The organism is Pseudoxanthomonas sp. 68-E7 (assembly GCF_057773145.1).
In genome coordinates, this window is sequence record NZ_JBYMTI010000001.1 from 439,381 (window position 1) to 461,492 (window position 22,112).

Here is a 22,112-nt window from a genome sequence, read left to right on the forward strand (position 1 = left end):
ATGAAACTGTCCGACCTGTCGATCAAGCGGCCGGTGCTGGCCGTGGTGATGAGCCTGCTGCTGATCGTGCTGGGCGTGATGTCGTTCATGCGCCTGACCCTGCGCGAACTGCCCAACATCGATCCGCCGGTGGTGTCGGTGGAGGTGACCTATCCCGGCGCATCCGCGGCGGTGGTGGAAACCCGCGTCACCCAGATCCTGGAGGATGCGCTGGCCGGCATCGAAGGCATCGAGACGATCGAGTCGCGCAGTTCCAACGGGCGTTCGCAGGTCACCATCGAATTCACCCTTACCCGCGACATCGAGGCCGCCGCCAACGACGTGCGCGACAAGGTCAGCCGGGTGATGGATCGCATGCCCGACGAGGCGGACCCGCCGGAAGTGCAGAAGGTCGAAGCGGACGCGGACGTGATCCTGTGGTTGAACATGAGTTCGACCAAGATGGACACGCTGCAGCTGACCGACTACGCCGACCGCTACATCGTCGACCAGCTGTCGGCGCTGGACGGCGTGGCCCAGGTGCGCATCAGCGGCGCGCAGCGCTACGCCATGCGGATCTGGCTGGATCGCGCGGCGATGGCCGCGCGCGGGATCACCGCCAGCGACGTGGAGGCGGCACTGCGGCGCGAGAACATCGAGCTGCCGGCCGGCCGCATCGAATCGGAAACCCGTGACTTCACCCTGCGGGTCGAGCGCGGCTACATGACCGCCGAACAGTTCGCGCGGATGCCGCTCACCAAGGGGGCCGACGGCTACGTGGTGCGGGTGGGCGACGTGGCGCGGGTGGAACTGACCACCGCCGAACGCCGCGCCTATTTCCGCAGCAATGGCCAGCCCAACGTGGGCCTGGGCATCGTCAAGACCTCGACCGCCAACGCGCTGGACGTGGCCCTGGCGGCGCGCGCGGCGGCCGAGCGCATCCGCCCGACCCTGCCGGACGGCACCAACATCTTCGTCGCCTACGACAGCACCGTCTTCATCGAGGCCTCGGTGGAACGCGTCTACGCCACCCTGGTCGAGGCGATGATCCTGGTGTTCGCGGTGATCTGGCTGTTCCTGGGCAGCCTGCGCGCGGCGCTGATCCCGGCGGTGACGGTGCCGGTCTGCCTGATCACCTCGTTCATCGCGCTGTACGCATTCGGCTTCTCGATCAACCTGCTGACCCTGCTCGCCCTGGTGCTGTGCATCGGCCTGGTGGTGGACGACGCCATCGTGGTGCTGGAGAACATCCAGCGCCGCGCGGATCTGGGCGAACCCCCGCTGGTGGCCGCCCGCCGCGGCACGGCGCAGGTGGCCTTCGCGGTGATCGCCACCACCGCGGTGCTGGTGGCGGTGTTCCTGCCGGTCGGTTTCATGGAGGGCAACACCGGGCGCCTGTTCCGCGAATTGTCGGTGGCGCTGGCGGCGGCGGTGGCGATTTCCGCCTTCGTCGCCCTGACCCTGACCCCGATGATGTCGTCCAAGCTGGTCCGTCCGCACAGCAAGCCGAAGGGCTTCAATGCCTGGATGAACCGCCGGCTGGCCCGGCTCAGCGAAGGCTACGGCCACCAGGTGGAGCGGCTGGTCGCCATGCCGGGCCGGCGCATCCTGTTGATCCTGCTGGTGGCGATGGGGGCCTGCCTGGCGCTGGCGGCGGTGCTGGGCCTGCGCGTGCCGAAGGAACTGGCCCCCATGGAGGATCGCGGCGCGTTCTTCGTCTCCATTCAAGGACCGGAAGGCGCGGGCTTCGATTACAGCGTGAAACAGATCCAGCAGGTGGAACATCTGTTCGCCGACAACATCGGCGAAGGCAAGCCGATCCAGCGCGCCAACGCCCGCGTGCCGGGCGGCTTTGGCGCGAGCGAGGAGATGCATACCGGCCAGGTGATCGTGTTCCTGCAGGACTGGAGCAAGCGCCACGAGAGCACCACCGAGGTGCTGGAATCGGTGCGCGGCCAGCTGGAAAAGATGCCCGGCATCCGCGCCCAGCCCTCCCAGCGCACCGGCCTGGTCCGCGGTGGCGGCCAGCCGTTCCGGATGGTGCTTGGCGGCCCGGACTACAACGAGCTGTCGCAGTGGCGCGACCGGATGATGGCGCGCATGGAGCAGAACCCCGGCCTGTACGGCGTGGATTCGGACTACAAGGAAACCCGGCCGCAGATGCGGGTCAACATCGACCGCAGCCGCGCGGCGGATCTGGGCGTGTCGGTGCAGGAAATCGGCCGCACCCTGGAAACCATGATGGGCTCGCGCCAGGTCACCACCTTCGTCGACAACGGCGAGGAGTACGACGTGCTGATGCAGGCCGACCGCGAGCGCCGTTCCTCACCGGCGGACCTGACCAACACCTACGTGCGCGGCAGCGCCGGTGACCTGATTCCGCTGTCCAACCTGGTGACCCTGTCGGAGATCGCCGAGCCGGGCAGCTTCAACCGCTTCAACCGCCTGCGCGCGATCACCCTGACGGCCTCGCTGGCGCCGGGCTACACCCTGGGCGAGGCGATGGACTGGGCCCAGCAGACCGCCCAGCAGGAACTGCCCGACTACGCGCAGATCGATTGGAAGGGCGAGTCCCGTGAATACCTGAAGGCGGGCGGCGCGGTGCTGCTGACCTTCACGCTCGCCTTGCTGATCGTCTATCTGGTGCTGGCGGCGCAGTTCGAGAGCTTCATCCATCCGCTGGTGATCATGCTGACGGTGCCGCTGGCGGTGCTCGGCGCATTGATCGGCCTGTGGGTCACCGGCGGCACCCTCAACCTGTTCAGCCAGATCGGCATCGTGATGCTGATCGGCCTGGCGGCGAAGAACGGCATCCTCATCGTCGAGTTCGCCAACCAGTTGCGCGACGATGGCATGAGCGTGGCCCGCGCCATCGCCGAATCCTCGAAGGTGCGCCTGCGGCCGATCCTGATGACCTCCGTGGCCACGGTGATGGGCGCGGTGCCGCTGGTGGTCGCGGGCGGACCGGGTTCGGCCAGCCGCGCCACGATCGGCGTGGTGGTCATCTTCGGCGTCTCCTTCTCCACCCTGTTGTCCCTGTACGTGGTGCCGGCCTTCTATGCGCTGCTGGCGCCGTTCACGCGTTCCCCCGAAGCCGTGGCGCACGAGCTGCAGCGGCTGGAAGACGAAACTCCCCCGGTAGGCGGTCATGGTTGATCTGGAAGACACGGAAGAAAGAACGATTGAAGGCGATGGATTCAGGTTGCGGCCCTGGCAGGCGGAAGACGCGCGCTGGCTGGTGCGGCATGCCAACGACGCGCAGGTCGTGCGCGGCCTGAGCGAACGTTTCCCGCATCCGTACCGGCGCGAGGACGCCTGGCGCTTCCTCGCCGGCGAGGTGGTGGACCTGGCCGACCCCGTGTTCGCCATCGACATCGATGGCCGCGCCTGCGGCGGCATCGGCGCGCATCCCCGCCAGGGCGAACGCGGCGGCAGCGCCGAACTCGGTTACTGGCTGGGCCGCCGCTACTGGGGCCAGGGCCTGATGAGCCGGATCGTGGCGGCCTACGTGCCGTGGGTGATGGACCACCTGCAGCTGCACCGCATGCAGGCCAACGTACTGGACATCAACCCGGCCTCGGCGCGGGTGCTGCTCAAGAACGGCTTCCAGGAAGAGGGCGTGCTGCGCCAGGCCATCCGCAAGGACGGGCAACTGCACGATCTGCACGTGTTCTCGCGCCTGCGGAAGCCCACCACGCACTGAATCCCGCCGGATTTCCCTGTTCAGCAGGAAGATCGGCCCTGCCGGGCTTCGCAGGCCGGGCCGATTCGTGGAGAATCGACCGGCCCCGATGACGGGGATTTCTTTTTGGGCTGGGGAGACCGCGTGGAAGCCATCATCAATGCCGTCAACGGCATCATCTGGAGCAAGGCACTGATCGTCATGTGCCTGGGCGCCGGCCTGTACTTCACCATCCGCACCCGCTTCATGCAGGTGCGCGGCTTCGCCGAAATGCTGCGGCTGACCGTGAGCGGACAGAAGTCCGAGGCCGGCGTGTCCTCGTTCCAGGCGCTGGCCATGTCGATGGCCGGCCGCATCGGCATCGGCAACATCGCCGGCGTCGCCACCGCGATCGCCTTCGGTGGCCCGGGCGCGGTGTTCTGGATGTGGGTGATGGGCTTCCTGGGCTCCTCGACCTCCTACGTCGAATCCACCCTGGCCCAGATCTACAAGGTCAAGGACGCCGAAGGCCGCTATCGCGGCGGTCCCGCCTACTACATCGAAAAGGCGATGGGCCTGAAGTGGTACGCGCTGCTGTTCGCCATCGCCACCATCGCCGCCACCGGGTTCCTGATGCCGGGCGTGCAGGCCAATGCGATCGCCGACAGCGCCGCCAACGTCTGCCAGGGCACCTCGCTGTGCGGCGCGATGGATGGCCATTGGCTGGGCATGCCGGCGCGCGACGCGTTCAAGCTGGGCATCGGCATCACCGTGTCGCTCCTGCTGGCGGTGATCATCTTCGGCGGCGTCAAGCGCATCGCCAACTTCGCCGAAATCGTCGTGCCGTTCATGGCCGCCGGTTTCATCCTGATGGCGGTCACGGTGATGGCGCTCAACGCCGAACTGGTGCCTGAGATGTTCCGCGTGATCTTCAGCAGCGCCTTCGGCAGCCATGCCGCGTTCGGCGCGATCCTGGGCCTGGCGGTGGAATGGGGCGTCAAGCGCGGCATCTACGCCAATGAAGCCGGCCAGGGCACCGGTCCGCACGCCGCCGCCGCCGCCGAGGTCTCGCATCCGGCCAAGCAGGGCTATGTGCAGGCCTTCGCGATCTACTTCGACACCATGCTGGTGTGCACCTCGACCGCGTTCCTGGTGCTGACCACGGGCAAGTACAACGTGTACTCGCCGACCGGCGGCGCGCACCTGTATTCGGGCCTGCCGGCGGGGGTGGAAGAGGGGCCCGGCTACGCGCAGGCAGCGGTGGAATCGGTGCTGCCGGGCTGGGGCGCGGGATTCGTGGCGGTGGCGCTGTTCTTCTTCGCCTTCACCACCATCATGGCCTATTACTACATGGCCGAGACCAACCTGAGCTACGTCAACGGCAACCGCCGGCGTCCGCTGACCGTGCTGCTGCTGCGCCTGGGCATCATGGGCATGGTCGTCTTCGGTGCCTTCCACAACGCCAAGACCGCGTGGGCGCTGGGCGACATCGGCGTGGGCCTGATGGCCTGGCTCAACATCATCGCTATCCTGATCCTGCACAAGCCCGCGATGGCGGCGCTGCGCGACTACGAGCGGCAGAAGAAGCTGGGCCTGGATCCGGTCTTCGATCCGGACGTGGCGGGCGTGAAGAACGCCGACTTCTGGAAGCATCGGCAGGGCTGAGATGAGCGGTCCCTGGGACAAGCGGCCTCCGTCGCCGCGTGCGGCCGGCTCCGGCCCTCGGCCACCGCGTGGCCCGCGTCCGCCCGTCGCGCGTGACGAACCGCGCGCGGCGTCGGCGGCGGGAGGAGCGCGCGACGAACTGCGGCTGTACGGCATCAATGCCGTGCAGGCGGTGTTCGAGCGGCGTCCGGATGCGATCCGCAAGGTCTACCTGACCGAAGCACGGATTCCCTCGTTCAAGGCATTGCTGGCCTGGTGCGTGAAGCATCGGGTGGGTTACCGGGTGGTGGCGGAGGACGATCTGGATCGCCTCGCCGCCAGCCAGCACCACGAAGGCATCGTCGCCGAGGTGCGCAAGGGCGAACCGCAGGCGCTGGGTGATTGGCTGCGCGGCCTGCCGGCCGGACCGGTGTCGGCCATCTGGCTGGACGGGGTGGGCAATCCGCACAACTTCGGCGCGATCCTGCGCTCGGCCGCCCACTTTGGCGTGTCGGCGATCCTGCTGCCGCCTCAGGGCGGACTGGCCTTGTCCGGTGCGGCCGCGCGGGTCGCCGAAGGCGGCGCGGAACAGGTACCGCTGGTGCGTCTGGGCAACACCGCCAACGCCATCGCGCAGTTGCGTGGCGCGGGTTTCTCGCTGGCGGCCACGGTGGTGCGCGGCGGCGACGATCTGTTCGCGGCGCGTTTGCCGGAGCGGCTGGTCTACGTGATGGGCGCCGAGGGCGAGGGCATGGACGCGCAACTGGCCGCGGCCTGTGACGGGCGCCTGTCCATTCCCGGCACCGGCGCGGTCGAAAGCCTCAACGTGGCCTCGGCGACCGCGGTGTTCCTGGCCCAGTGGCGGCAGCGCCTGCGCAAGGACTGAGCGGCGCGTCCGCGCCGGGCTCCGATCGGCAGGGCTTTCAAAAAAAGAGCGGGCCGATGGCCCGCTCTTTTTTCATGCGCGGATGACGCTGGCCATCACTCCTGCGGCGGCTTCACCTGCTTGGGTTCGCTGCCGAAGCCGCCCTCGGCCTCCGCGGCCAGATAGGCGAACACGGTGTAGGCGGCGACGTTCTGCGCCAGCGCCTTGGGATCGATCTTGTCGAGGGTGTCGTCGGCGGTGTGGTGCAGATCGAAGTAGTCGCTGCCGTCCTGCGCCAGCCAGCCCCAGGCCAGCCCCTGCGCCGCGAACGGACTGATGTCCGGTCCCGGGCCGCCCTTGTCGGCCTGGTATTCGATGCCCAGCGGCGCCAGCGCTTCGGCGATCTGGCGGGTGGCGTCGCGGGCGTAATCCGGCGCGCTGGTGTTGAAGGCGTAGATGCGCCCGGCGCCGAAATCGCTCTCCGCGCCGATCTGGTGCAGGCGCACGTCGGCGGCATGCTTCTCCGCATACGCGCGGCCGCCGTACAGGCCCTGCTCCTCGTTGGCGAAGGCGACCACGCGGATGGTGCGCTTCGGCGCCTGCTTCAACTGGCCGATCAGGTGCCCGGCGGCCATGGTCAGGGCCACGCCGGCGCCGTCGTCGATGGCGCCGGTGCCCAGGTCCCAGGAATCCAGGTGGCCGCCGATGACCACCACTTCCTTCGGCAGGCTGCGCCCGGTGATTTCACCGATCACGTTGTACGAGGTGGCTTCGCCGTCCCAGCCGCAGTCCAGCGCCATCCGCACCTTCACCGGACCGCGCGCCAGCAGGCGGGCGAGCTGATCGGCATCGGGAATGGTCAGCGATGCCGACGGCACCGGGGTCAGGCCTTCGTCGAAGCGGGTGATGCCGGTATGGGCGACGCGGTGGTTGTCCGTGCCGGCCGAACGCATCAGGTAGCCGATGGCGCCCTTGCGGATCGCCGCCGACGGACCGCGCGAGCGGATCGCGCCGCCGTTGCGGTAGTCGCTGCCGGAGCGATCCGCCTTCATCTGGTAATCGACGAAGGCGATCTTGCCGGCCAGCGAGCCGGCCGGCGCGGCTTCCAGCGCGGCCAGATCGGCGAAGCGCACGATCTCGGCTTCCACCGTACCGCCCGGGCTGCCGCCGAGCGCGGTCACGGTGAGCGGCTGCGGATGGGTGCCCAGCACCGAGGCCTGCTCGCTGCGGCGCTCCCACTTGGGAAAGGTCACCGGCTCAGTCCAGACCTTGTCGAAGCCCAGCGCCTTGAACTTGGCGGTGGCCCAGACCACCGCGCGCGCGTCGGCCTCGCTGCCGGCCAGGCGTGGCCCGACCTCGGTGGTCAGCGATTCCACCACCTTCCAGCCGGTGTCGTCGGCCAGCGCCTGCTCGCGCAGCTGCGCGGCGGTGGCCAGGGCGACGTCGGGAATGCGGGTGGGTTTCTGCGCGGCGTGCGCGGACAGGGACGGCAGGGACAGGCTGAGGGCGATCAACAACGGCGTCAGACGCATGGAGTACCCCTGGAGGAAGGCTGGAAACAGGAAAGCCGCGAGCTTAGCAGCCCGCGGCTTTCCACGATTGTGAAACAAGTCCTGGCTTACTTCTTCAGCGAATCGCGGATCTCGCGCAGCAGCAGCACATCCTCCGGCGGGGCGGCCGGCGCTTCCGGCGCCTTCTTGTGCAGGCGGTTGACCGCCTTGACCAGCAGGAAGATGGCGAAGGCGACGATGACGAACTGGATCAGCGTGTTGATGAACTCGCCGATGCCGATGACCACGGCCGGGATTTCCTTGCCGGCGGCATCGAGGCTGGCTTCCTTCAGCGTCCACACCAGCTTGGAAAAATCCACGCTGCCGACCAGCAGGCCGATCGGCGGCATGATGATCTTGTCCACCAGCGTGGTGACGATCTTGCCGAAGGCGGCGCCGATCACCACACCGACCGCCAGATCGACGACGTTGCCGCGCGCGATGAATTCCTTGAACTCGCTGATCATGCCCATGCTGGTTGTCCTCGTGATCCGGGCGGCCACGCCCGTATGCGCAAAACTATACCGTGGATGGTGAAGAACGCATCCTCCTCCAAGCTCTTTTCGTCGTCATTCCAGCGAAAGCCGGAATCCATTGCGGCGTTGGCGGCGTCGACGTGGCACGGAAGAAACAAGCGGAAGAAACCGGCATCGGGCCCGGCTTTCGCCGGGACGACGGGGTTGGCTGAGGTGGCGGGCGGTCGATGTCCGGCCGACTGCCCTGGAATCGGGTTCCGACACGGGGCGCGGAGGATGCCGCTTCAGCCGACGATCGTGCCCCGCAGTTCGACCACGCCGTCCAGCGATGCGGTGAAGCGATCGCCGGGCAGCAGCGCGGCCACGCCGGCCGGGGTGCCCATGAAGATCAGGTCGCCCGCCTTGAGCGCATACAGCCTGGACAACTCCTGCACGATCTCGGGCACGTCCCAGATCAGATTCGACAGCGCGCTGTGTTGGCGGACCTGATCGTTGATGGCGAGGGTCAGCGTGCGCGGCGCCAGTTCGCCCACCTCGGCCGCGGGCACCAGTTCGCTGATCGGCGCCGAATGATCGAAGCCCTTGCCGGTGTCCCAGGGCAGGCCCTTGGCCTTGGCCGCGCCCTGCAGGTCGCGGCGGGTCAGGTCCAGGCCGACCCCGTAGGCAATCACGAGCGCCTGCGCCTGCGCGTCGTCGAGCGGGCCGGCGGGCGCGTCGTGGCCGAGCGCGGCGACCAGTTCGACTTCGTGGTGCAGATCCCGGGTGCCGGGCGGGTAGGGCACATCGGCGCCGTCGACGACGATGGCGTCGGCGGGCTTGTGGAAAAACGTCGGCTGTCCGCGTTCGTCCCTGGAGGCCGGCGCGGTGGCGCCCATCTCGCGGGCATGGTCGGCGAAGTTGCGGCCGACGCAGAAGATGCGGCGCACCGGAAAGGTGCCGCCGCCGCGCACGCGGATGCGCGGAACGGGAGAAGCGGGGAACAGATCGGTCATGTCAGCGGCCGGCCGGTGCCGGACAGGGAAACAGCCGCTGAGTGTAGGCGTCCGCCGCGATCAGCGCGACAGCGGCAGCACCGGCTTGCGCACCACTTGGTACTCGCCTTCGACCACGCGGTCGCGGCCGCGCGTGATCGGCTTGCCACGCTGCTTGAACAGCTTGTACAGCAGGCCGGCGGCAATCATCGCCGCGCCGACGAACACGCTGAAGAACACCAGCACGCACAGCACGCCCAAGCCCAGCAGGCCAATGGCCAGCCGCAGCAGCGGATGGCGCGGCTTGCGCGGCGCGAAGGCGGAACGGAAGGCGTTGAACTGGAAGCTGCGTGCGAACATGGCGATGGGTCGTGACACAATGCGGCCGGAGCCGGGTGGCGAGCAGTATCCGGTGACAAGAATATGACGGTGTGAGAAGTTCGTTAAGACGGCCATGGTTCTTATAGCGCTGGACAGCATAGAAGACGGCGGTTTCGCCGAAGTCGAAGCTGATATCGACGGAGATAGCGAGTCCCTGCTGCTATATCGGCAGGGCGCGGAAGTGCGCGCCTGGCTGAATGTGTGCCCCCATGCCGGCCGCCGGCTGGACTGGGCGCCCGGCAAGTTCCTGAAAAGCAAGGACGGCCTGCTGGTCTGCGCCGCGCATGGCGCTTCCTTCGAACTGCAGCGCGGCGACTGCGTGGCCGGTCCGTGCCGCGGCGATTCGCTGCGGGCGGTGCCGGTGCAGGTGGTCGAGGGGATGGTGCGGCTGGCCTGACGGCTCGGTGCCGGCGGGAGCGACGTCAGTCGCGAGCGCTTTGCCGGCCTTCACCGTAGCGATCATCGCGACTGTCGTCGCTCCCACGGGTGGATCAGGCGAACGCCTCAGCCCGCGCGGCCGTTCCACCAGAACAGCGCGTTGACCGCCAGCACCACCACCATCGTGTAGATCAGCGACAGCGGTCCGCCGACCCGCCACATCTGCCGCGAGGTGTAGTTGGCCGGGCCGGTGACCATCGAGATCACCGGGTTGGAGGCGGTCATCAGGTTGTTGGAGGCCGACAGCGCGACGATCAGCGCGAACGCGGTGGGATTGCCGCCGGCCGCCAGCGCCAGGTTGATCGCCATCGGCACCATCACGATGGTCGCGCCGACATGGCTGATCACCAGCGAGAAGCCGGTGGTGAGCAGCGCCACCGCGATTTCGATCAGCCAGACCGGCATGCCCTCGGGCAGGCGCTCGACCGTATGGCCGGCCACCCAGGCGGCCGCGCCGCTGCTGTCCATCGCCCACCCCAGCGGAATCAGGCCGGCCATCAGGAACACGGTCTTCCAGTTGATCGCCGCGTAGGCCTCGTCCATGCGCAGCACGCCGGTCAGCAGCATGCCGGCCACGCCGGTCATCAGGGTCAGCGAGACCGGCAGCTTCGAGGTCAGCGCGATGATGATGGTGACCGCGAAGATGGTCATCGCGATCTTGAATTTGTGCGGTCGCTGCTCGCCCTTGGGATAGTCGGTGACCACCACGAAGTCGCGGCTCTCGGAGGCCTGGTGCAGGTCGGTCCAGATGCTGTGGAAGACCAACATGTCGCCGGCGCGCAGCGGAATCTTGCGCACGTCCTCGCGCAGCACCTTCTTGTCGCGGTTGATCGCCAGCAGGCTGATGCCGGCCTGCTTGCGCAGGCGCAGGTCGGCGGCGGTCTTGCCGATCAGCTTGGAGGTGGGCGGAATCACCGCCTCGGAAATGCCGGCGCGGCTGGGATTGAACAGGTCGCCGAAATGGCGCAGCCGCGAGGACATGCGCAGGAAATGGTTCTGCGCGAAGTCGGCCACCTGCTGGCGCGGGCCCATCACGCCCAGCACGCTGCCCACCCAGATGCGCATGTCCGCCGGCGGCGCCAGGCGGGTGTCGTTGCCGGTCTGCAGCGCCAGCATCAGCGGCGCGTCGTGCATGGCTTCGGCCTCGCCCAGCGACATGCCCACCAGCGGGCTTTCCGCGGTGACCAGCAGCTCGAACACGTCGCCCTCGATGCCGTAGGTATTGGCGAAGTAGCTCTCGGTGCGCGCCGGGGTCACGCTGGTCTCGGTCTCGTCCTTCAGCTTCCTGTCGCCGTAGTAGCGGAAGTACAGCAGCGAGGCCAGCAGCAGGGCCACGCCGATCGGCAGCGGCGCGAACATGCGCAGCGGCTCCAGCGTGGCCATGCCGGAGGGCAGGTTGTTGTTGGCCGAGACCAGCAGATCGTTCAGCAGGATCAGGGGCGAGTTTCCGACCATGGTCAGCGCGCCGCCCATCACGATGGCGGCGGCGATCGGCAGCAGCAGGCGTTGCAGCGACAGCGAGGTGCGCGAGGACAGCCGCGAGGCCACCGGCATGAACAGCGCCATCACCGACGGATTCTGCATGAACGAGGAATTGAGGCCGGCGATGGCGGTGGTCATCAGCAGCAGCCGCTGCTCGACCCCGTGTCCGCGCCGCAGCAGCCAGGAGGCCAGCCGGTTCAGCGCGCCGGTGCGGTCCAGGCCGGCGCCCAGGATCATGGTGGCGATGATGCTCATCACCGCGTTGCCGGAGAAGCCGCCGAAGATTTCCTCCGGGGCGATCAGGCCGGTGATGCCGAGGATCACCAGCACCACCAGCGCGACCAGGTCGGCGCGGATGCGCTCGAACAGGAACATCGCCATCGTGAAGCCGACCAGCCCGAGGACGAGCTTCATGTCGTTGGTCAGCGTCAGCGCGTTGGTTATCACGGCCAGGATGGGGGAGTGGGGATGACCGTCCATTCGGACGCTGAAAACAGGGATTCGGTAGAGCGGGCGCACCGGTGGCGCGGGCCGGGTGCAGTGTTGGCGCAGTTATCAGGCAATGTGGCGAAGACGTCCAATCCCGAATCCCTATTCCCTAATCCCGGTCATAAACCAGATCCCAGACGCCGTGGCCCAGCTTCTGGCCGCGGGTCTCGAAGTGGGTCTGCGGCCGCCACGGCGGACGCGGCACGTGTCCGCGCGGGCCGGCCCGGTTGCGCAGGCCGGGCGTGGCGTCGAGCACGTCCCACATCTGCTCGGCATAGTCCTGCCAGTCGGTGGCCGCGTGCAAGCGCCCGCCGCTGCGCAGCTTGCTCGCCAGCAGGGCGGCGAACGCGGGCTGGATCAGGCGCCGCTTGTTGTGGCGCTTCTTGTGCCAGGGATCGGGGAAGTAGATGCGGATCTCGTCCAGCGAGCCGTCGGCGACCTCGTGCTGCAGCACTTCCACCGCGTCATGATGGTAGAGGCGGACGTGATCGGCGGCGTCCTCGGCGAGCGCGTTGAGCAGCCGGCCGACACCGGGCGCGTGCACTTCCAGGCCGATGTAGTCGCGATCCGGATCCTGCGCGGCGGCGAAACGCAGCGCCTCGCCGTTGCCGAAGCCGATTTCCAGCACCCGCCGGGCCTGCCGGCCGAACACCGCGTCGTAGTCCTGCAACATGCCGGTGTAGTGCAGCCCGAACCGCGGCCAGAGGGTGTCGAAGGCGCGCTGCTGGGCCTCGGTGAAGCGGCCCTGGCGCAGCACGAAACTGCGGATCCGGCGCCGTCCTTCCTCCACCGTGAACGGCTTGGGCGGGGTCTTGGCGCCGGGGCTGGAGAACGGATCGGTCATCGGCTCAGCCGATCAGGCCGTCGATGGGACTGGACGCCGAGGCATTGCGCTTGCGCGGGATGCGGCCGGCCAGGAACGCCTCGCGGCCGGCCTCGACCGCCTTGCGCATGGCGCTGGCCATCAGCACCGGGTTGCGGGCGCCCGCGATCGCGGTGTTCATCAGCACGCCGTCGCAGCCCAGTTCCATCGCGATGGCGGCGTCCGAGGCGGTGCCGACGCCGGCGTCGACCAGCACCGGGACCTTGGCGTTCTCGATGATTTCCAGCAGGTTGTACCTGTTCTGGATGCCCAGGCCCGAGCCGATCGGCGCGGCCAGCGGCATCACCGCCACGCAGCCGATCTCCTCCAGGCGGCGGGCCAGGATCGGGTCGTCGCTGGTGTAGACCATCACCTGGAAGCCGTCGGCCACCAGTTGCTCGGCCGCAGCCAGGGTCTGCACCACGTCCGGATACAGGGTCTTCTGGTCGCCCAGCACTTCCAGCTTGACCAGGGTGTGGCCGTCGAGCAGCTCGCGGGCCAGCCGGCAGGTGCGCACCGCGTCCTCGGCGGTGTAGCAGCCGGCGGTATTGGGCAGGATCGTGTAGCGATCCGGCGGCAGCACGTCGAGCAGGTTGGGCTCGTTGGGCGATTGGCCCAGGTTGGTGCGGCGGATGGCGACGGTGACGATTTCGGCGCCCGCGGCCTCGGTGGCCACGCGGGTTTCCTCGAAATCCTTGAACTTGCCGGTGCCGGTGAGCAGGCGGGAACGGTAGGTTTTTCCCGCAATGACCAGCGGGTCGGTGTGGGTATCGTGAGACATCGCCGGATTATCGCCGATCCCGGCCGGACATGCGTGAGCGGAGGGATGCGGACGGGGCGCGAAAGCGGGATCCACGTCGCGACGGTCATCCCAGTGACCTCCGATGGTCACCCCGGCGACACATCCGCCGGCCACCATCCGGTTGATCACGGCGCGGCCCCTGTCGCCGCGCGGTCACTCTCCTCCCCCAGGAAACAACCATGCCCATCCGTCTCCACCGCCTCGGCGGTTCGATTCGCTGCGTCCTCGCGTCCGGCGCCTGCTTCACCGCCGGCCTGCTGCCCGTCCATGCCCAGGAAGCCGCTGGCGCCGCCCCGGCCGCCAGCGCCAAGCAACTGGACACGGTCATCGTCACCGGCCGCGCCGGCGTGAAGGAACGCAGCAAGGCCGAAACCAGCTATTCGATCACCGGCATCGACGAGGAGCGGCTGCGCCTGCAGGCGCCCACCAGCGTCACCGAATCCCTGAAGAGCGTGCCAGGCTTCTGGGTCGAGGCCTCCGGCGGCGAGGCCAGCGGCAACGTGCGCGCGCGCGGCGTGCCGGTCGACGGCTTCGGTTCGATCACCCTGCTCGATGACGGCATGCCGGTGCAGCATGATCCCGCGCTGGGCTATCTCAACGGCGACCAGGCGTTCCGCCTGGACGAGACCACCGAGCGCATCGAAGTCGTGCGCGGCGGTCCCTCCTCGATCTTCTACTCCAACGCGCCGGCCGGCGCGGTCAATTACATTCCGCGCCAGCCGGGCGATCGCACCGAGGGCGTGTTCAAGTACACCCTCGGCGACTATGGCCTGCATCGCGGCGACTTCTGGCTCGGCACCCCGATGGGCCAGGACTGGAAGCTGTCGCTGGGCGGCTACTACCGCCAGGACGACGGCGTGCGCGATCCCGGCTTCAAGGCCAACGATGGCGGGCAGGTGCGGCTGAACCTGGTGCGCGCGCTGGACGGCGGCAGCCTGTCCTTCGACGTCAAGCACATGGACGACAAGGTGATGCTGTACCTGGGCATCCCGATGCGCACCACCGGCGGCAAGATCCGGGCGGTGCCGGGCTTCGACGGCAACCGCGGCACCCTGGCCGGGCCGGAAACCGAGCACGTGCGCATGCGCATGGCCGATGGCGGCGTCTACGACTTCGACAATGGCGAGGGCACCCACGTCAAGCGCGACCAGTTCACGGTCAAGTTCGACAAGACCCTGGGCGATTGGCGCTTCGTCGACAGCCTGCGCTACAACGACACCCAGACCCAGCGCAACGGCATGTTCCCGAACGCGCTGCAGAGCGCGCGTTCGTTCCTGACCAACGGCGACAACCTCGCGCTGCTGTCCCGTTATCCGGGCGCGACCGCGTTGCAGTTCCGCTACGTCACCAGTCCCGGGCAGGTCTACGACACTTCCAACCAGAACGGCAACGGCCTGGTCGTCATCGGCGGCCTGCGCGGCATCACCGCGCCGGTCAAGGAGTTGATGAACGACGCGCGCGTATCGCGCCGTTTCGAGTTCGGCAGCCAGTCCCACGATCTGACCTTCGGCTACTACTACGCCAAGGTGGACCAGGATTTCGACCGCTATTCCTCCACCGTCCTGCTCGACGCGCGCGACAACGCCCGCCTGCTGGACCTGGTGGCGGTGGACGCCAGCGGCAACCCGGTGGCCACGATCAGCGACCACGGCGTCTGGCGTTACGGCTACGAATGGGAAAACGCCAGCGGCCGCTCGCAGACCCACGCGTTCTACCTGGCCGACGAATGGCAGGTCAACGACCAGCTGCGCATCGACGGCGGCGTGCGCTGGGAGAAGGTCAACGTGGAAGGCTGGGTGGAAGGGCGCGTGCAGCCGAATCTCACCAGCGGCGGTCCAATCACCGACAGCCAGATGTGGATCGGCAATGATCGCTATTCGACCTACGACCGCGATTTCGACAAGGTCGGCTGGACGCTGGGCGGCAACTGGCAGTTCGACGAATACTCCGGCCTGTTCGCGCGCTGGACCTCGACCTTCCGCCTGCCGAACCTGGGATCGTTCATCACCAACGCCACCGCCAAGCCGGTGATCCAGACCATGGACCTGGGCGAGATCGGCTACAAGTTCACCCACCAGCGCTTCGACCTGTTCGCCACCGCCTTCTTCACCAAGTACGACAACGTCGGCTACAGCAACTACGTGTTCGATCCGAACAGCGGTGCGTCGACCCGGCAGGAACTGTTCGCCAACACCCGTACCCTCGGCCTGGAACTGGAAGCGGCCTACTATCCGGTCGACTGGTTCGACGTGTCGATGACCGCGACCGTGCAGGATCCCGAATATCGCGGCCTGCGCTATACCGAAGTGGTGGCCGGCCAGCCGGTGCTGCGCGACTTCGTCGGCAACCAGCTGATCCGGGTGCCGAAGAACAGCCTGCGGGTGGTACCGGGCTTCAACCTGCTGGGCGGCAAGCTGCGCCTGCAGGCGTCCTACGAACGCCAGGGCGAGCGCTACGTGGATACCGCCAACAGCGTGCGCCTGCCGTCGTATGACGTGATCAATCTCAGTGGCCACTACGCCTTCGACGATCGCTGGTCGCTGTATGCCTACGTCGACAACCTGGACAACTCGCTGGGACTGACCGAGGGCAATCCGCGCGCGGGCGAGGTGTCCAGCGGCGACGCCGGCGCCAACACCTTCATCGCGCGTCCGCTGCTGGGACGCTCGTATCGCATGGCGTTGATGTACCGCTTCTGATGACCGCGGCGCGGGCCCGGTCGATGCCGGGCCCGCGCATGCCTAGGGGAAACCGCATGAAAACCATTCTGTCGGCCTTGCTGGCGTGCATCCTTTGTGTCGTTGCGCCCGCCATGCGCGCGAACGAACATCCGGACCAGGTGCTGGAAGGCGCCATCCAGGGCGGCGATCACCAGAGCTACCGCCTGCTGCCGTTCGACGTGCCGGCGGGAACCCGGCGCATCACGGTGGAGTTCGAATACAGCGGGCGCGAACACAAGACCACGGTGGATCTCGGCCTGCTGGGACCCGACGGCTTCCGTGGCCAGGAAGGATTCCGTGGCTGGAGCGGCGGCAACAAGAAGCGCTTCACCGTGGCGGCGACCGATGCCACGCCGTCCTACCTGCCGGGTCCGATCACGCCCGGACGCTGGTCGCTGCTGCTGGGATTTCCCAATGTCCGCGCCGACGCGCGCGATCGCTATGTCGCGCGCATCTGGTTCGATGACGCGCGGCACGATGCGCCATTGCGGCCGGAAGCAGGCTGGTATCGCGGTGATCTGCACATGCACGACGCGCACAGCGATGGCGGCTGTGCCAGCCAGGCGGGCACGCGCGTGCCGTGCCCGCTGTTCCTGACCGCGCAGGAAGCCACGCGGCGCGGGCTGGATTTCATCGCCATCACCGATCACAACACGATGTCGCAGGCCAATGGACTGCGCGAGCTGCAGCCTTACTTCGATCGCCTGTTGCTGATGCCCGGACGCGAAATCACCACCTTCAGCGGCCACGCCAACTGGATCGGCAGCATCGAACCGCTGGATTTCCGGGTGGGCTCGCGGGAGGTTCCGGACTGGAACGCGGTGCTGGCGCAGATCCGGGGGCAGGGCATCGTGTCGATCAACCACCCGGTCCGGCCTTCGGGCGAGGCGTGCATGGGGTGTGGCTGGAGCGCGCCGGCAACGACGGACCTGTCGCGGATACAGGCGGTGGAAGTGGTCAATGGCGCCGACGCCGACAGCGAGTGGTCGGGCATCCCGTTCTGGGAAAGGCGGCTGTCAGCCGGACATCGATTGACCGCCATCGGCGGCAGCGACAACCACGACGCCCTGCGCGTGACCACCGATGCCGGTGGCGCGGCGCTGGGCGCGCCGACCACGGTGGTCCACGCCGACGCGCTGTCGATGCCGGCGATCCTGGAGGGTATCCGCAGGGGGCGGGTATTCGTCGATGTCCAGGGCAGCGGCGATCGCGCGCTGGCCTGGGAAGGGGTGTCCGGCCAGGCGCGCGCGGTGATGGGGCAGTCGTTGCCGGTGGCGGCCGGCGGCGAAGCGAGCTTCACCCTAGTCGCGACCGCGGTCGGTGGCGCGACCGCGGAGTTGATTGTCGATGGCCAGGTCGTGGAGCGCCGCGGGATTCCGGCGGGCGGCCAGGCGCAGACCCTGCGGTTCGGCTGGCGCGGCGACGGCGGCCGGCACTGGGCCAGGGCCAACGTGCGCGGCGCCGATGGCCGGCTGTGGTTGCTCGGCAACCCGATCTACATCGAGCCGCCGGCGGACTGAGGCGGGAAAGCGGCGGCGCTCAGCCGCCGCCCAGCGCGTGGACGATCTCGATGCGATCGCCGGGTGCCAACTGGCGGGTCGGGTGCAGGCCGCGGGGCACGATTTCGCCGTTGACCTCCACCGCGACCCGGCGTTCGGCCAGGCCTTCGGACTGCAGCAGGCCGGTGATGGTGAGGGCGGGTTCGATGTGGCGGGATTCGCCGTTCAATACGATGTCCATGCGCCCATTGTCGCCTTCCCGCCCGGCGGGCGCACGCGCGGTTTGCCGCATTGCAGCGTGAACGGCCCCGGGCTTGGTGGAACGATAATCCCATGCGCCGCCGTACGGCCTGCGGGCCGCGTCGCATCACGACCATAACGACAGCACCCTCATTGCCCCGGGAGAACACCATGAAACCGACCCAACGGCCGCTGCGCCGCCTGCTGGCATTGGCGCTTGCCGCCGCCGCCGCACCGGCGTTCGCGCAGAGCAGCCCCTTCTCGCAGACCATCTTCTTCGGCGACAGCCTGACCGACAGCGGCCATTTCCGGCCGACCCTGGTCCAGCTCAATCCGGGCGCCGCGGTCGCCGGCCGCTTCACCACCAATCCGGGTTTCGTCTGGTCCGAGTTCCTGGCCCAGTACTACGGCACCGGCGCGGTCAGCGCCAACCAGGGCGGCACCAACTACGCGGTGGGCGGTGCGCGCACCGGCACCGATGGCTCGCAGGCCTTCGGCCCGATCACGGTGCCGGTACCGGCGCTGACCACGCAGCTCGGTACCTATCTGGCCGCGACCGGCGGCAAGGCCGATGCGCGCGCGCTGTATACGGTCTGGGGCGGTCCCAATGATCTGTTCGCGGCGGTCGCCAACCCGTCGCAGACCCCGGCCATCATCGGCGCCGCGGTGACCTCGCAGGTCACCGTCGTTGCCGGGCTGAAGCAGGCGGGCGCCGAGTACATCCTGGTGCCGAACATCCCGGATCTGGGCAGGACCCCGGCCTTCCTCGGCAATGCCGGCGCCACCCAACTGGCCGCGACCTACAACGCCGCGCTCTACAACGGCCTGACCGCGCAGGGCCTGCGGGTGATCCCGCTGGACACCTTCAACTTCCTGCGCGAAATCACCGCCGCGCCGGCCCAGTACGGCTTCGTCAACGTGACCACGCCGGCCTGCGGCGCCGTCTCCTCGCTGCTGTGCGTGCCGCAGAACTACGTGGATCCGAATGCCGCCGCCACCTACGCGTTTGCCGACGGCGTGCATCCGTCGATGACCGCGCACCAGATGCTCGGCCAGTACGCGATTTCGGTGCTGGAAGGCCCGCGCCAGCTGGCCGTGCTGCCGTACACCGCTTCGGTGATCGGACGCTCGCGCGCCGACCGCGTCGCCAGCCACATCGATGTGAAGCCGGAAGGCGACGGCGTGCGCTGGTGGGGCGATCTGCGCGGCGATTCGCTGCGCTATGACGAAGGCGATTTCGACGGTATCACCCCGACCGGCACCTTCGGCCTGGACTGGACCCGTGGCGACTTCGTGTTCGGCGGTTTCGCCGGCTTCGGCCGCGGCAAGATGGACTTCGGCGATCGGCGCGGCAGCTTCAAGCAGTCGGACGCCACCCTCGGCGGCTTCGCCGGCTGGTACCAGGACCGCATGTGGATCAACGGCCAGATCAGCTATACGTGGCTGTCGTACGACGTGGATCGCGAGATCCAGTTCGGCCCGGCCACCCGCCGCCACAGCGGTTCGCCGGACGGCAGCAACCTGACCGTGGCGATCAGCGGCGGCTACGACTTCGAGCACGGCAAGCTGCGCCACGGGCCGGTCGCCAGCGTGATCGCCCAGCGGGTCAAGCTGGACGGCTACGCGGAAAGCAACATCAGCTCGACCGCGCTGGCCTATGGCGACCAGGACCTCGACTCGCTGATCGGCAGCGTGGGCTGGAAGGCCAGCATCCAGGCCACCGAGCACACCCGTCCCTACGCGCAGCTGACCTACGATCACGAGTTCGAGGAAGCCGATCGCCAGGTGTTCGCCAGCCTGCAATCGATGCCGGGCGTGATGCCGTACGCGGTGCCGGGCCTGAACTTCGATCGCAATTACGGCACCTTCACCGTCGGCGCCCGCACGCAGGTCTTCGGCCTGGACGCCGACGTCGGCGCGCGGGTCTCCGCCGGCAAGAAGGATGGCCACGACGCGACCGTGTTCGTCAGCCTGGGCGGCGGCTTCTGATCCAGGCGATCGCCTGATGCCTGCCTTGCGGCGCCCCTCGCGGGCGCCGCATTGCATCCGCGCCCCGACAGCGCATAGACTCCTTCCCGTGCGGGTGTAGTTCAATGGTAGAACTGCAGCTTCCCAAGCTGCTAGCGTGGGTTCGATTCCCATCACCCGCTCCAAGATTCAGAACCCCTTTCCAATCAATGCCTTGGAATGGGGTTGGGTGTCCTTATCGTTACACCAGCTCGTAGCGCTGTTACACCTCCAACAAGGCCCGCCAAGCGCGGGCTTTGTCGTTTCCGGGATTTCGGTCTACGCTTCGGACGCCCAACGGGGGGGCGAGGCTGGTGGCGCCATGGATTCGCGCAAGCAAAAGGAAGAGTTCCAGTACGCGTACGTCGCAGCTCTCGCCGCGCACGCCGGTCTCAACCGGGGAGATTTCCGCGTCGATAATGACAGCGTCGACATCACCTTCCAGGGAAAGGGCTACATCGGGAAAGTGCGTAATCCGCAGATTCAGCTCCAGCTGAAGTGCTCTTCGCAGGATCATCGCGTCGAGAACGGGGTGATCAAGTTCCCGCTGAAGATGAAGAACTACAACGATCTTCGTGGTGATGATGTTGTCGTTCCTCGCTACCTCGCTGTCTTGGTGGTCCCTGAGCGCACCGCGCAGTGGGTTGTGCATCACCCTGACTGTGTCGCGCTACACAACCTTTGCTACTGGGTCTCGCTCCGCGATGCCCCCGCATCCAGCAACACGACGGCTGTGACCGTCGACATTCCGCTTTCGCAGCGGCTCACTGCGGACGCACTAAGGGACATGATGCAGGCGGCTAGTCAGCTGGAGGCGTTGTGAGAAACAGCAGGTTCGCTGACGTCACCGTCGAACAGGTCCACACTTACCTTCAGGTAAAGAACTGGATAAGTGAAGGCGCTGTCGGATCGGTTGCGACTGTGTGGCATCGGAATGATTCACGCGATGCTGAGGTTGTCTTGCCACTTTCTCCCGAGGTAAGGGATTATCGTCAGCGGCTAGACGATGCGCTGCGATCTCTCGCGGCGTACGAGGGGCGAGACGTTGCAGACGTCGTGGACGACCTGGTTGGCGCCGCCCTCAACCTGATGTCAGTGCGCGTCGTCGGGCAGGACACTGCAGACGGGAGCATTCCCCTTGAAGACGGTGTCTTGCTGATTCGTAAAGCGAAAGACCTGCTTCAGGCTGCCGCAATGGCGGTTTACTCCAAGCGGCGACAGTTCAGCGGTGCTCCTCCGAAGGAAGCGAAGGAGTACGTCGATTCGCTGTTGCTCGGGCAGACTGAAGTAGGTAGCTACATCATCAAAGTCATCGCCCCGATTGCGCCAATCACCATGGCGCCATCAGACGAGGGGGAGAGTAGCTCGCTTGCGGAACAGGTCGCTCATAGTTTGGTAGTCGGCTTGTCCGCACTGTCGGAGGCCAGTGGGCGCTTTCAGGTGAACAATGATTTGACGGTGTTCGACAGGGCCGTGGCGAAGGGGGTTAGCGCAAACATGTGCGATGCCCTACTTGGCTTCAGTGGCAAGGAGCGTGACCGACGTTTTGAGGTTAAGGTCACCGCCCCATCTGGGCCTATGTTCGTGCGGGATACAACGACTTTCGCATTCGATCCTGCTGACGTTGAAACGCTGGAGGCGGCGTCCAGCTACTACAAGAACGATTACGTGTTGCGCAATCGGGAGATCATTGGTTCCGTCAAGCACCTGCATCGGCCGCAGGTCGACGAGGTCGGCACTGTTACAGTGCAGGCGATAGTGGGAGATAGTGAGCGAAGCGTCCAGATCGAACTCGGACCGGAGGACTACCACGTTGGTGTGCTCGCTCACGACAGAAAGGCGGTCGTTCGGTGTCGTGGTGACGTGCACGTAAAGAGCAGGACTACGCGATTGCTTAACCCGACCGGCTTCCAGATTGTCGAGGTCCCCGACCTGTTTTGACGACTCGCGCAGTATTGAAAAAATTTCTGTGGACTTTGAGAGAACGTTCTTGGCGGCGTCCCCCCCCGGGGGTAGGAGGGAGCTGAGTCCCCGTGTAGGAAAGAA

Annotated in this window: 19 protein-coding genes and 1 tRNA gene; 12 read left to right on the forward strand and 8 right to left on the reverse strand. The window is 67.3% G+C overall.

The annotated features are described in order from the left end of the window. From AC3DE2_RS02115 to AC3DE2_RS02130, 4 genes are all read left to right on the forward strand, one after another. A complete protein-coding gene (locus tag AC3DE2_RS02115; protein ID WP_295375586.1) occupies window positions 1-3,135 on the forward strand; it encodes an efflux RND transporter permease subunit in 3,135 nt (1,044 codons plus the stop codon). Next, the gene (locus AC3DE2_RS02120; protein ID WP_295375588.1) at window positions 3,128-3,682 is read left to right on the forward strand and encodes a GNAT family N-acetyltransferase; all 555 of its coding nucleotides are present in this window, start codon (window positions 3,128-3,130) and stop codon (window positions 3,680-3,682) included. Before AC3DE2_RS02115 ends, AC3DE2_RS02120 begins: the two co-directional genes overlap by 8 nt. A gap of 123 nt (window positions 3,683-3,805) precedes the next feature. Then, window positions 3,806-5,305, forward strand: a complete 1,500-nt coding sequence (locus tag AC3DE2_RS02125; protein WP_295375590.1) for an alanine/glycine:cation symporter family protein — start codon at window positions 3,806-3,808, stop codon at window positions 5,303-5,305. Between the two features lies 1 nt (window position 5,306). Further along, window positions 5,307-6,170 carry a TrmH family RNA methyltransferase gene (locus AC3DE2_RS02130; protein ID WP_488424875.1) on the forward strand — a complete coding sequence of 288 codons (864 nt, stop codon included), beginning with the start codon at window positions 5,307-5,309 and terminating at the stop codon, window positions 6,168-6,170. Between the two features lie 95 nt (window positions 6,171-6,265). Here the strand turns inward: AC3DE2_RS02130 and AC3DE2_RS02135 are convergent, their stop codons facing one another. Together AC3DE2_RS02135 and mscL are read right to left on the reverse strand one after the other, a co-directional pair. Beyond that, window positions 6,266-7,681 (reverse strand): M20/M25/M40 family metallo-hydrolase, encoded by a 1,416-nt coding sequence (locus AC3DE2_RS02135; protein ID WP_488424877.1) that lies wholly within the window; start codon window positions 7,679-7,681, stop codon window positions 6,266-6,268. Between the two features lie 86 nt (window positions 7,682-7,767). Next, on the reverse strand, window positions 7,768-8,172 hold the full coding sequence (gene mscL / locus AC3DE2_RS02140) for a large-conductance mechanosensitive channel protein MscL (protein WP_295375596.1): 405 nt from the start codon (window positions 8,170-8,172) through the stop codon (window positions 7,768-7,770). Between the two features lie 53 nt (window positions 8,173-8,225). On the opposite strand from mscL, the gene AC3DE2_RS02145 reads away from it, so the two are divergent. Beyond that, the gene (locus AC3DE2_RS02145) at window positions 8,226-8,387 is read left to right on the forward strand and encodes a hypothetical protein (protein WP_488424879.1); all 162 of its coding nucleotides are present in this window, start codon (window positions 8,226-8,228) and stop codon (window positions 8,385-8,387) included. A 72-nt stretch (window positions 8,388-8,459) separates the two neighbouring features. Here the strand turns inward: AC3DE2_RS02145 and AC3DE2_RS02150 are convergent, their stop codons facing one another. Next, entirely contained in the window at window positions 8,460-9,167 is a 708-nt protein-coding gene (locus AC3DE2_RS02150; protein WP_488424880.1) for a fumarylacetoacetate hydrolase family protein, read from the reverse strand. Window positions 9,168-9,227: 60 nt separating this feature from the next. Further along, the gene (locus AC3DE2_RS02155; protein WP_295382111.1) at window positions 9,228-9,506 is read right to left on the reverse strand and encodes a hypothetical protein; all 279 of its coding nucleotides are present in this window, start codon (window positions 9,504-9,506) and stop codon (window positions 9,228-9,230) included. A gap of 94 nt (window positions 9,507-9,600) precedes the next feature. On the opposite strand from AC3DE2_RS02155, the gene AC3DE2_RS02160 reads away from it, so the two are divergent. Further along, window positions 9,601-9,924: a Rieske 2Fe-2S domain-containing protein gene (locus tag AC3DE2_RS02160; RefSeq protein ID WP_295382112.1), complete on the forward strand. Its 324-nt coding sequence runs from the start codon at window positions 9,601-9,603 to the stop codon at window positions 9,922-9,924. A gap of 107 nt (window positions 9,925-10,031) precedes the next feature. Here the strand turns inward: AC3DE2_RS02160 and AC3DE2_RS02165 are convergent, their stop codons facing one another. From AC3DE2_RS02165 to AC3DE2_RS02175, 3 genes are all read right to left on the reverse strand, one after another. Then, window positions 10,032-11,891 (reverse strand): SLC13 family permease, encoded by a 1,860-nt coding sequence (locus AC3DE2_RS02165; RefSeq protein ID WP_488425241.1) that lies wholly within the window; start codon window positions 11,889-11,891, stop codon window positions 10,032-10,034. A 154-nt stretch (window positions 11,892-12,045) separates the two neighbouring features. After that, the gene (trmB, locus tag AC3DE2_RS02170) at window positions 12,046-12,780 is read right to left on the reverse strand and encodes a tRNA (guanosine(46)-N7)-methyltransferase TrmB (RefSeq protein ID WP_295382113.1); all 735 of its coding nucleotides are present in this window, start codon (window positions 12,778-12,780) and stop codon (window positions 12,046-12,048) included. A gap of 4 nt (window positions 12,781-12,784) precedes the next feature. After that, window positions 12,785-13,579, reverse strand: a complete 795-nt coding sequence (locus AC3DE2_RS02175; RefSeq protein ID WP_295382115.1) for a thiazole synthase — start codon at window positions 13,577-13,579, stop codon at window positions 12,785-12,787. Window positions 13,580-13,779: 200 nt separating this feature from the next. Between AC3DE2_RS02175 and AC3DE2_RS02180 the strand changes: the two genes are divergently transcribed. Next, window positions 13,780-16,299, forward strand: coding sequence for a TonB-dependent receptor (locus tag AC3DE2_RS02180; RefSeq protein ID WP_488424881.1), 2,520 nt, complete (start codon window positions 13,780-13,782; stop codon window positions 16,297-16,299). Between the two features lie 56 nt (window positions 16,300-16,355). Further along, a complete protein-coding gene (locus tag AC3DE2_RS02185) occupies window positions 16,356-17,840 on the forward strand; it encodes a CehA/McbA family metallohydrolase (protein ID WP_488424883.1) in 1,485 nt (494 codons plus the stop codon). A gap of 19 nt (window positions 17,841-17,859) precedes the next feature. Here the strand turns inward: AC3DE2_RS02185 and thiS are convergent, their stop codons facing one another. Continuing rightward, window positions 17,860-18,060 carry a sulfur carrier protein ThiS gene (gene thiS, locus AC3DE2_RS02190; RefSeq protein WP_440472205.1) on the reverse strand — a complete coding sequence of 67 codons (201 nt, stop codon included), beginning with the start codon at window positions 18,058-18,060 and terminating at the stop codon, window positions 17,860-17,862. Between the two features lie 170 nt (window positions 18,061-18,230). Between thiS and AC3DE2_RS02195 the strand changes: the two genes are divergently transcribed. The 4 genes from AC3DE2_RS02195 (at window position 18,231) to AC3DE2_RS02210 (ending at window position 22,007) form a co-directional block, all read left to right on the forward strand. After that, a complete protein-coding gene (locus AC3DE2_RS02195) occupies window positions 18,231-20,048 on the forward strand; it encodes an autotransporter domain-containing protein (RefSeq protein WP_488424885.1) in 1,818 nt (605 codons plus the stop codon). Between the two features lie 90 nt (window positions 20,049-20,138). Then, window positions 20,139-20,212, forward strand: a tRNA-Gly gene (locus AC3DE2_RS02200). Window positions 20,213-20,388: 176 nt separating this feature from the next. Then, window positions 20,389-20,889 (forward strand): DUF4365 domain-containing protein, encoded by a 501-nt coding sequence (locus AC3DE2_RS02205; protein ID WP_488424887.1) that lies wholly within the window; start codon window positions 20,389-20,391, stop codon window positions 20,887-20,889. 233 nt (window positions 20,890-21,122) lie between these two features. Continuing rightward, window positions 21,123-22,007, forward strand: a complete 885-nt coding sequence (locus AC3DE2_RS02210; RefSeq protein WP_488424889.1) for a hypothetical protein — start codon at window positions 21,123-21,125, stop codon at window positions 22,005-22,007. Window positions 22,008-22,112: the final 105 nt, after the last annotated feature.

Coding starts and splice junctions, on each gene's coding strand:
- AC3DE2_RS02155 (WP_295382111.1), bottom strand. CDS start 9,506: ATGTTCGCACGCAGCTTCCAGTTCAACGCCTTCCGTTCCGCCTTCGCG.
- AC3DE2_RS02120 (WP_295375588.1), top strand. CDS start 3,128: ATGGTTGATCTGGAAGACACGGAAGAAAGAACGATTGAAGGCGATGGA.
- thiS (WP_440472205.1), bottom strand. CDS start 18,060: ATGGACATCGTATTGAACGGCGAATCCCGCCACATCGAACCCGCCCTC.
- AC3DE2_RS02115 (WP_295375586.1), top strand. CDS start 1: ATGAAACTGTCCGACCTGTCGATCAAGCGGCCGGTGCTGGCCGTGGTG.
- AC3DE2_RS02180 (WP_488424881.1), top strand. CDS start 13,780: ATGCCCATCCGTCTCCACCGCCTCGGCGGTTCGATTCGCTGCGTCCTC.
- mscL (WP_295375596.1), bottom strand. CDS start 8,172: ATGGGCATGATCAGCGAGTTCAAGGAATTCATCGCGCGCGGCAACGTC.
- AC3DE2_RS02175 (WP_295382115.1), bottom strand. CDS start 13,579: ATGTCTCACGATACCCACACCGACCCGCTGGTCATTGCGGGAAAAACC.
- AC3DE2_RS02185 (WP_488424883.1), top strand. CDS start 16,356: ATGAAAACCATTCTGTCGGCCTTGCTGGCGTGCATCCTTTGTGTCGTT.
- AC3DE2_RS02130 (WP_488424875.1), top strand. CDS start 5,307: ATGAGCGGTCCCTGGGACAAGCGGCCTCCGTCGCCGCGTGCGGCCGGC.
- AC3DE2_RS02135 (WP_488424877.1), bottom strand. CDS start 7,681: ATGCGTCTGACGCCGTTGTTGATCGCCCTCAGCCTGTCCCTGCCGTCC.
- AC3DE2_RS02195 (WP_488424885.1), top strand. CDS start 18,231: ATGAAACCGACCCAACGGCCGCTGCGCCGCCTGCTGGCATTGGCGCTT.
- AC3DE2_RS02160 (WP_295382112.1), top strand. CDS start 9,601: ATGGTTCTTATAGCGCTGGACAGCATAGAAGACGGCGGTTTCGCCGAA.
- trmB (WP_295382113.1), bottom strand. CDS start 12,780: ATGACCGATCCGTTCTCCAGCCCCGGCGCCAAGACCCCGCCCAAGCCG.
- AC3DE2_RS02205 (WP_488424887.1), top strand. CDS start 20,389: ATGGATTCGCGCAAGCAAAAGGAAGAGTTCCAGTACGCGTACGTCGCA.
- AC3DE2_RS02150 (WP_488424880.1), bottom strand. CDS start 9,167: ATGACCGATCTGTTCCCCGCTTCTCCCGTTCCGCGCATCCGCGTGCGC.